We start from the raw sequence: 8,824 nt of genomic DNA, 5'->3' as shown, positions 1-8,824 counted from the left end.
CTTCACAGAAGATTCGCGTGATATCCAAGTGCGATACGATACTGTTCATATTGCTGAGGCTTTTAGTTTGTCAAACCTAGTCTCAGCTTTTCTTTTGCTTTTGTCTACTCCATCGAACTCACGTTAATTAATTACATTTTATGCAAAAACCTGAAATTCCAGCCAATGAAAGCGATCGCTTAGTTGCCCTCGATCGCTACAAAATTCTCGATACATTACCAGAGCAAGTCTATGACGACTTGACGCAACTTGCTGCGGATATCTGCGGAACGCCGATCGCCCTCATCTCCTTAGTTGACAAAGATCGCCAGTGGTTTAAATCTCGTGTTGGGCTAGATGCCACGGAAACCCCTCGCGATATTTCCTTTTGTGGTCATGCCGTTGCCGCCCATGCGACCTTAAATGTCCCTGATGCCAGTCAAGATCCCCGCTTTGCCGACAATCCATTAGTGGCAAAAGATCCCAACATTCGCTTTTATGCGGGAGTTCCTTTAATTACCCATGATAATTATGCGCTGGGGACTCTCTGTGCGATCGATTCCCAACCTCACAACCTCACCGAAGCCCAAATCAGACAGTTAGAAGCCCTTAGCCGTCTGGTGATTAATCAACTGGAGTTAAGACTTAATAGTAACTTCACCGAATCACAATTGGATGAAGTCCTATCCCTTAAGCAGGCAATCTTAGACAACGCCAACTTTTCAATCATTGCGACTGACTTGGAGGGGACGATCCAAGACTTTAATGTTGCCGCAGAGAGGATGCTAGGCTATGCCGCATCAGAGATAGTGGGCAAGACTAGCCCAGCAATTTTTCATGAGCTTCATGAAATTGCCTCCCAAGCAAATCACTTATCGCAGGAGCTAAACACAGAAATTCCTGTTGGGTTTGAAGTCTTCACTGCTAAGACAAAATTGGGGCAGGTATATGAGCAGGAATGGACTTATATTCGCAAAGACGGCTCGAAATTTCCTGTCATGCTGACGATCACCGCTATTCGTACAGAAAGCGGAGAAATAACGGGATATATGGGCATTGCCAAAGATATTACGGAGGAAAAGCAATCAGCGAAACGAGTTAAAGATATTAGTGCTGCCCTCGACCAAACGGCAATTGTTGCTATTACTGATATCCAAGGAACAATTACATTCATCAATGATAAATTTTGTGAAATCTCCAAATACAGACGAGAGGAACTAATTGGTCAAAATCATCGCCTGCTCAATTCAGGACATCATCCGCGATCATTTTTTGTGGAGATGTGGAAAGCGATCGCCAGTGGTCAAACTTGGCGGGCTGAAATCAAAAACCGCGCTAAGGATGGGACTTTCTATTGGGTTGATACGACTATCGTTCCTTTCTTGCATGAAGATGGCAAGCCTTATCAATACTTAGCGATTCGGAAGGACATCACGGCTCGTAAAGCGGCGGATATTGAGTTACAGAAGCTATCTCTAATCGCTAGTAAAACGGACAATGTGGCGATCGTGACCAATGCTCAAGGCGAGATTGAATGGGTTAATCATAGTTTTCATAAACTGACGGGTTATACCTTGGCTGAAGTCATCGGTAAAAAACCGGGGGGGTTTTTGCAAGGGGCGAAAACTTCGCAGGAGACAGTTGCCTCAATTCGTGAGGCGCTGGCAAAGCATGAGCCATTCTCTGGAGAAATCCTAAACTACAGCAAGGACGGAAGAGCTTATTGGCTATCGCTAAATATCAACCCTGTCTTCGATGACGATGGAAATTTATTGCAGTTCATTGCGATCGAGAATGAAATCACGACCCGCAAAGAAATCGAACTCAAACTGCGAAAGGAAGTGGAAGGGGCGATGAAAAAGTTAAACGTGATGAATGAGCGACTAGAAGTCAGTAACCGAGAATTGTTAGACTTTGCCTATGTTTCTTCCCATGATTTGCAGGAACCCTTACGCAAAATTCAGGCTTTTGGCGATCGCCTCAAATCGACTTGCCAAGATTCCTTAAACGACAAGGGATTGGATTATTTAGAACGGATGTTAAATGCGGCGAGTCGCGCCCAGATCTTAATCAATGATTTGCTCGACTTCTCGCGGGTGACGACCAAGGCACAGCCTTTTCAACCGATCAACTTATCTGAGGTTTTGGAGGGAGTTCTCTCTGACCTAGAGGTGCGGATCGAGAAATCAGGTGTAATTCTTGAGGTCGATCCTCTGCCCAGCGTCGAAGCTGATGCTCTGCAAATGCGACAAATTCTGCAAAATCTGATCGGCAATGCTTTGAAATTTTTGCGAGCAGAGGTTACGCCTGTGGTGCAGGTGCGATCGCGGGTTTACATGGAAAATGAGCAAGAATGGTGTGAAATTCGGGTTATTGACAATGGCATCGGCTTTGAGCAGCAATATGCTGAGCGGATCTTTCAGATTTTCCAGCGACTACATGGGCGCAAGACTTTTGAAGGTACGGGGATTGGGTTAGCTATTTGCCGTAAAATTGCAGAGAGGCACAATGGAACCTTAATCGCACAGGGTGAACCTGATCAAGGCGCGACTTTTATTTTTACTTTACCAACTCATCAACCCAAAGGAGATCTACAGGATGCCGACTAATAAAGGAAAAAGCGTTACCATCTTAGTCGCAGAAGACGATGAAGACGATCGCCTACTCATGCAAGATGCCCTAGAAGAAAATCGCCTAGCCAATGATTTACATTTTGTGGGTGATGGCGTGGAGTTGCTGGATTACCTAAATCGTCGCGGCGAATATAGCGATCCCGCGACTTCGCCTCGTCCTAGCTTGATCCTGTTAGATCTGAATATGCCGCGCAAGGATGGTCGAGAAGCCCTCAAAGAGATCAAAGCCGATCCCGATCTTCGCCAAATTCCCATCGTTGTCCTCACAACATCTAAGGCTGAAGAAGATATCCTCCGCACCTACGATCTGGGTGTGAGTTCCTTTATTGCCAAGCCAGTTGTATTTGATTCGATGGTACAAATCATGAAGATGGTGGGATCTTATTGGTTTGAAATTGTAGAATTACCAGATCGCGCTTCTAAATAACTGATGTTATGTGGAACGCAGATCATGAATCTCTTGCTGCTAGCGTAACAGGGCAAGCACGGGGGCATTGCCCCTACCTGAGAAATTCATGTTTTGTAGGGGCTGCGCCCCCGTGCCAGCCCCCAACCTTGAGGATCGCAGGAATTCATGTTTTGTAGGGGCTGCGCCCCCGTGCCAGCCCCCAACCTTGAGAGATCCGCAGGAATTCATGTTTTGTAGGGGCTGCGCCCCCGTGCCAGCCCCCAACCGATCCGCAGGAATTCATGTTTTGTAGGGGCTGCGCCCTCGTGCCAGCCCCCAACCGATCCGCAGGAATTCATGTTTTGTAGGGGCTGCGCCCCCGTGCCAGCCCCCAACCTTGAGGATCGCAGGAATTCCTTCCACGTAACATCAGTAAATAAATAGGACTTACGCAAAAGTAGGGGCAATTCATGAATTGCCCCTACTAGAATCATGATTTTGTTTTTTGCGTAAGTCGTAATAAATCATTAATTCACCAGAAAACAATGACCTTAGATATTTGTCGAGTTCTACTCGTTGACGATGATGAAGATGACTATATTGTGGCTCGTGATTTTTTGAGCGAAGCCGAATTATTGGACTTTAAACTGACTTGGGTTGACAACTATGATGACGGCTTAGCAGAAATTAGCAAAAACTGCCATGATGTCTATCTCTTTGACTTTCGCCTTGGCAAAGAAAATGGATTGGAATTGTTGCAAGCAGCCATTAAAACGGGATGCACCAAGCCCATAATTTTACTGACGGGAGTGGGCGATCGCGAAATTGACCAAAAAGCTATGGCATTAGGAGCATCGGACTACTTAGTTAAGGGATATTTCTTAAGTGCCACCTTACTTGAGCGCTCCATTCTCCATGCGATCGAGCGAAAAATCTCGGAAAATCGCCAGCTAAAACTAGTTTCAGAACTAGCCGCCGTCAATCAAGAACTCAAAGACTTTGCCTATATTGTCTCCCACGATCTCAAGGCTCCCTTGCGCGGCATCGCCTCTCTTGCTGATTGGGTGCAAAATGATTATGGCGATCGCCTTGATGACGAAGGTCGCGATATGCTTAGTCTGATGAGTGGTCGCGTAAGGCGCATGAGCGATCTCATCGATGGTGTATTGCAATATTCTCGTGTGGGTCGGGTAAAGGAAAATAGAACCCAAGTAAATCTTGCAAGATTACTTAACGAAACGATTGATATGATTGCTGCACCCAATGGGATTCAAATCGCGATCAATAGCGAATTGCCAACACTGTTTGCAGAAAAGACACGAATGCAACAGGTATTTCAAAATTTGATTGGAAATGCTGTAAAATATATGGGTAAGCCTGAAGGGGAAATTCACATCGGTCATTCACAAAAAGATGGCTATTGGGAATTTTATGTTAGTGATACGGGGATGGGAATTGAGTCTAGACACTTTGACAAAGTGTTTCAGATATTTCAAACCCTAATTCCGCGAGATCAGTCTGAGAGTACGGGGGTGGGCTTAGCGATCGTCAAAAAAATTGTCGAAACCTATGGTGGTAAAATTTGGTTGACTTCTGAAGTTGGTAAGGGTAGTACATTTTGGTTTACATTACCTATAACAGAAGATATGCCAGAATCCATGATTGAGGTGCAAAAATCATGAGAAGCTTCGATCCAATTTTGCTTGTGGAAGACGATCTTTTGGATATTATGACCCTTAAACGCGGTTTAAGGGATATAAATGCAAATAATCCTCTCCATGTCAGATCCAATGGTGAATCTGCTCTAGATTTTTTACGAGATCCTAACAATCCAGTCCCTGCATTAATTTTATTAGATCTAAATATGCCAAGGATGAACGGGCTAGAGTTTCTCAAAATCCTCAAATCCGATGCTGATTGGTGCAAAATTCCCGTAGTCATTTTGACTACTTCTCAAGAACAGCAGGATCGTCTTGCTAGTTTTGAGTTAAGTGCAGCAGGATATATTGTCAAACCGCTAGAATATCCCGCTTTTGTCGAGAAATTACAAATTCTTTATCAATATTGGCGGTTAAGTGAAATTCCGAATTTTGTTTCTTAATTTTATGTAGATTCTTGCTAATAAGTTTATGGCTGCCACTACCGATAGTTCAGAAAAAATTCAACTTCTGATGGTTGAAGACGATCAGATAGATCGACTTGCCTTTACACGAACTGTGAAACAGCATAGTTTGCCCTATGAATATACCTTAGCAAGCTCACTATCAGAGGCGTTAGAAATTCTGCGCGATCACCGCAAATTTCAAATTGCGATTCTCGATTACAACTTAGGCGATGGTCAATCTAGTGAACTATTTCCGATTCTGAAAGAACAAAATTGTCCATTTGTGATCTCGACAGGTAGTGGGGATGAAGAAACGGCGGCAAGATTGATGAGCCAAGGGGCGGCGGACTATTTGATCAAAGATCCCGAACGCAACTATCTGAAAATTTTACCCGTAACCATTAGTAAAACCCTAAGTCGTCATCAAACTGAGGGGCAATTACAATTACTCAACCGTGCGATCCAGAGCGTCAAAGATAGCATCTACATTTTAGATTGCAAAGGAAGGTTACAGTACATTAACAATACTCTTGCAGAGTTGAGTAATATTTCTCCAAAAGAGGCGATCGGGCAATCAGTTCAAGTATTGAAGCAACCCTATCTAGAAGCATGGTTGCAACAGCGCCCTTCCTGTGCCGATGAGACTTGCAGCCTCGAAGTAGAAATGATCATGTGTCGAGCCGATGGCACAAATTATTTGGCTTTACTAGCTGAAACTTGCGTTATCGAAAACACCCATTTCAGCAGAATTGGGGTGATCCGCGATGTCACTTCCCTAAAAAAGGTTGAACAGGAATTAAGAATTTCTCAGGAGGGTTTAGAAAATACGGTTAAGGAACGAACTGCCGAACTGCAACAGGCGATCGCGGATTTAAGACAAGAAAATCAAGAACGCTTAAAAATTGAGGAGTCATTGCGGGCAAGTCGGGATCAACTTCAGCAACAACAGGAGTTTTTTAAATTAGTCATTGATAGTAATCCCAATATGATATTTGTCAAAGATTGGGATGGTCGCTATCTGCTTGCCAATCAAACTATGGCTGATTTTTATAACACCACAGTTGAAGATCTCGTCTGTAAGACAGATGCTGACTTTACCCCCAACGCCATAGATGCAGAGCGATTTCTTGAAGAAAATCGTCATGTCATTGTAAGCCAACAAGAAATGTTCCTGCCCGAAGAAACAATACCTCATTCAGTTCTTGGTTCTCAATGGCTCCAATGGCAAAAGCGCCCGATTAAAATATTTGGCAATACGGATGGGGTTTTGGGAGTTGGCGTAAATATTACGACTCGAAAACAGATCGAGATTTCCTTGAGTGAGAGCCAGAAACGCTTTGAGTCTCTAGCAGCAGCAGCTCCTGTGGGCATCTTTCGCACTAATACCAATGGTGATGCGATCTACCTCAACGATCGCTGGTGTGAGATCGCGGGCTTGACCGTAGCAGAAGCATCTGGTCCTAACTGGTCAAGAGCATTGCATCCTGACGATCGCGCAAAAGTTGGCGCAGAATGGTATGCCTCCGTACAAGAGCATCGCCCGTTTGAGGTTGAGTGTCGTTTTCAAAAGCCTGATGGCACTGTAACTTGGGTACTTTCACGAGCCAGAGCCGAACACGATATCTATGGCGAAATCATTGGCTATGTGGGGACGGTTACCGATATTAGCGATCGCAAACGCGCCGAGACCGTCCTACAAAAACTCGTAACAGGAACTGCCGCCGTTACAGGAGCAGACTTTTTTGTGGAATTGGTACGCCACCTTGCCGACGCTCTTGATGTCACCCATGCTCTCGTGACCGAACTTGTTGGCGATCAATTGGTTACGTTAGGATTCTGGGCAAATGGGAGCTTACAACCTGCTATTTCCTATCTACCTGCCAAAACTCCCTGCGAACTTTGTATGCAACATGGGCAGTATCATTGCGAGGAATCCGTCCAAACAGTCTTTGCAGAAGATCTCGATCTTGTGACCATGCAAGCTGAAAGCTACTTAGGAATTGCCTTAAGAGATGATGAAGATATCGTCATTGGTAATCTTTGTGTTTTAGATACAAAGCCAATGTCAGAAACTACAAGGGCTGAAGCGATCGGCATTTTGCAGGTCTTTGCCGCGAGAGCTTCGGCAGAATTGCAGCGCAAAAATGTCAACGAAGCACTCAATCGCCTAAACCATGAGCTAGAGGAGCGTGTATTAGAACGCACCCAAGCACTGCAAGAACGTGAGGAACAACTTCGAGATTTCTTTGACAACGCAACTGATTTAATCCAGAGCATATCTCCAGAAGGTAACATCTCATTTGTAAATCGTGCATGGAAAAGTACCTTAGGCTATAGCGAAGCCGAATTAGAAAACTTATCGATTTTTCAAGTTATCCACCCAGAAGACCTTGAACATTGTCAGATCGCCATGCAAAGTCTATTTTGTGGCGAGCAATGTATCGCGATCGAGACTAGATTTGTAACTAAGGATGGTCAAACAATTGTTGTGGAAGGCAATGTGAACTGTCAACTAAAAGATGGCATCCCAGTTGCCACCAGAGGAATCTTTAGAGATATTACCGAACGGAAAAAAGTGGAAATCGAACTTCTTGAATCTCAACGTTTTCTGCAACTAGTTCTTAATACATTTCCGTTGTTTGTATTTTGGAAAGATCGCCAATCAGTCTATTTAGGTTGCAATCAGAATTTTGCGGTAAGCGCAGGATTAGACTCGTCATCGGAAATAGTAGGTAAGACTGACTATGAGATGCCTTGGCGGGAAAGTGATGCGGAGAAATATAGAAGCGACGATCGCCAAGTTATAACCTCTGGCAAACCTAAGCTAAATATTATCGAGACTCAATATCAGGAAAATGGTGAAACTATTTGGTTGGAAACAAATAAAATTCCTTTGCGGGACTTGCATGGTGAGGTTATAGGGGTTTTAGGGACATATCAAGATATTAGCGATCGCAAGATTGCCGAAGAAAACTTAGCAGAAAGTGAAGCTTTTAATCGTCAGTTAGTCACAGAATTTCCCATTGGTTTAGCAAGCTGTCGCCTAGATGGACACTTGGTATTTGTTAACGCTGCCTTTGCCCAAATCTTAGGACGCACAGTTGAGGAGGTTCTATCTCTCAGTTATTGGGATATCACGCCTGATAAATATGCTGACCAAGAAGCTGAACAACTGCGGTTAATTCAAACAGAAGGTCGCTATGGTCCCTATGAAAAGGAATATATCCACAAAGATGGACATCTTGTGCCAGTACTTTTGTCTGGATTAATGATTCTGCGGAATGAAGAGTTATTGATCTGGTCGAGCGTGCAGGATATTAGCGATCGCAAACAAGCTGAAGCGAAATTGCATTTAGTCAACGAAGAACTGATGCGGGCTACTCGCCTCAAAGATGAATTTCTTGCCAATATGAGCCATGAGTTGCGGACACCGCTCAATTCGATTTTAGGAATGAACGAGGCTCTACAGGAGGGCATATTTGGCAGTATTAATGATCGCCAACTCAAAGCATTACAAACCATTGAGAATAGCAGTACCCATCTTTTAGCATTGATTAATGACATTCTCGATGTTGCGAAAATTGAATCTGGTCAAGCTTAGTGGTGCAGAAAAGTCTGAGAAAGGTTGCTAGGCATAGAGTCTCAAAATGAGACAAGAGGGATAAAAGGGACAAGAGATGAGATACTCAAGTTCCTCAACAAAAGATCTTATCCATGCCC

At 44.1% G+C, this 8,824-nt stretch carries 5 protein-coding genes; all 5 read left to right on the top strand.

Annotated elements, in window-relative coordinates; all coding sequences use genetic code 11:
- Positions 1 to 140 precede the first annotated feature (140 nt).
- The 5 genes from VB775_RS15425 to VB775_RS15405 all read left to right on the top strand — a co-directional run bounded on the left by VB775_RS15425 (position 141) and on the right by VB775_RS15405 (position 8,705).
- Positions 141 to 2,588, top strand: coding sequence for a PAS domain S-box protein (locus VB775_RS15425; protein WP_281009317.1), 2,448 nt, complete (start codon positions 141 to 143; stop codon positions 2,586 to 2,588).
- Entirely contained in the window at positions 2,578 to 3,039 is a 462-nt protein-coding gene (locus VB775_RS15420) for a response regulator (RefSeq protein WP_281009318.1), read from the top strand. The genes VB775_RS15425 and VB775_RS15420 overlap by 11 nt, the downstream gene beginning before the upstream one ends.
- A gap of 506 nt (positions 3,040 to 3,545) precedes the next feature.
- The gene (locus VB775_RS15415; protein WP_281009319.1) at positions 3,546 to 4,682 is read left to right on the top strand and encodes a sensor histidine kinase; all 1,137 of its coding nucleotides are present in this window, start codon (positions 3,546 to 3,548) and stop codon (positions 4,680 to 4,682) included.
- Entirely contained in the window at positions 4,679 to 5,101 is a 423-nt protein-coding gene (locus tag VB775_RS15410; RefSeq protein ID WP_281009320.1) for a response regulator, read from the top strand. The genes VB775_RS15415 and VB775_RS15410 overlap by 4 nt, the downstream gene beginning before the upstream one ends.
- A gap of 28 nt (positions 5,102 to 5,129) precedes the next feature.
- On the top strand, positions 5,130 to 8,705 hold the full coding sequence (locus VB775_RS15405) for a PAS domain S-box protein (RefSeq protein WP_281009322.1): 3,576 nt from the start codon (positions 5,130 to 5,132) through the stop codon (positions 8,703 to 8,705).
- Positions 8,706 to 8,824 lie beyond the last annotated feature (119 nt).

The organism is Pseudanabaena sp. CCNP1317, from assembly GCF_034931345.1.
Classification (GTDB): Bacteria; Cyanobacteriota; Cyanobacteriia; order Pseudanabaenales; family Pseudanabaenaceae; genus Pseudanabaena; species Pseudanabaena galeata.
Note: the sequence above shows the minus strand (reverse complement) of the source record. Positions and strands in the feature narration are given on the sequence as shown.

Bases quoted from the DNA above. Each gene is read 5' to 3' on its own strand.
- VB775_RS15425 (WP_281009317.1), top strand. From the start codon at position 141: ATGCAAAAACCTGAAATTCCAGCCAATGAAAGCGATCGCTTAGTTGCC.
- VB775_RS15420 (WP_281009318.1), top strand. From the start codon at position 2,578: ATGCCGACTAATAAAGGAAAAAGCGTTACCATCTTAGTCGCAGAAGAC.
- VB775_RS15415 (WP_281009319.1), top strand. From the start codon at position 3,546: ATGACCTTAGATATTTGTCGAGTTCTACTCGTTGACGATGATGAAGAT.
- VB775_RS15410 (WP_281009320.1), top strand. From the start codon at position 4,679: ATGAGAAGCTTCGATCCAATTTTGCTTGTGGAAGACGATCTTTTGGAT.
- VB775_RS15405 (WP_281009322.1), top strand. From the start codon at position 5,130: ATGGCTGCCACTACCGATAGTTCAGAAAAAATTCAACTTCTGATGGTT.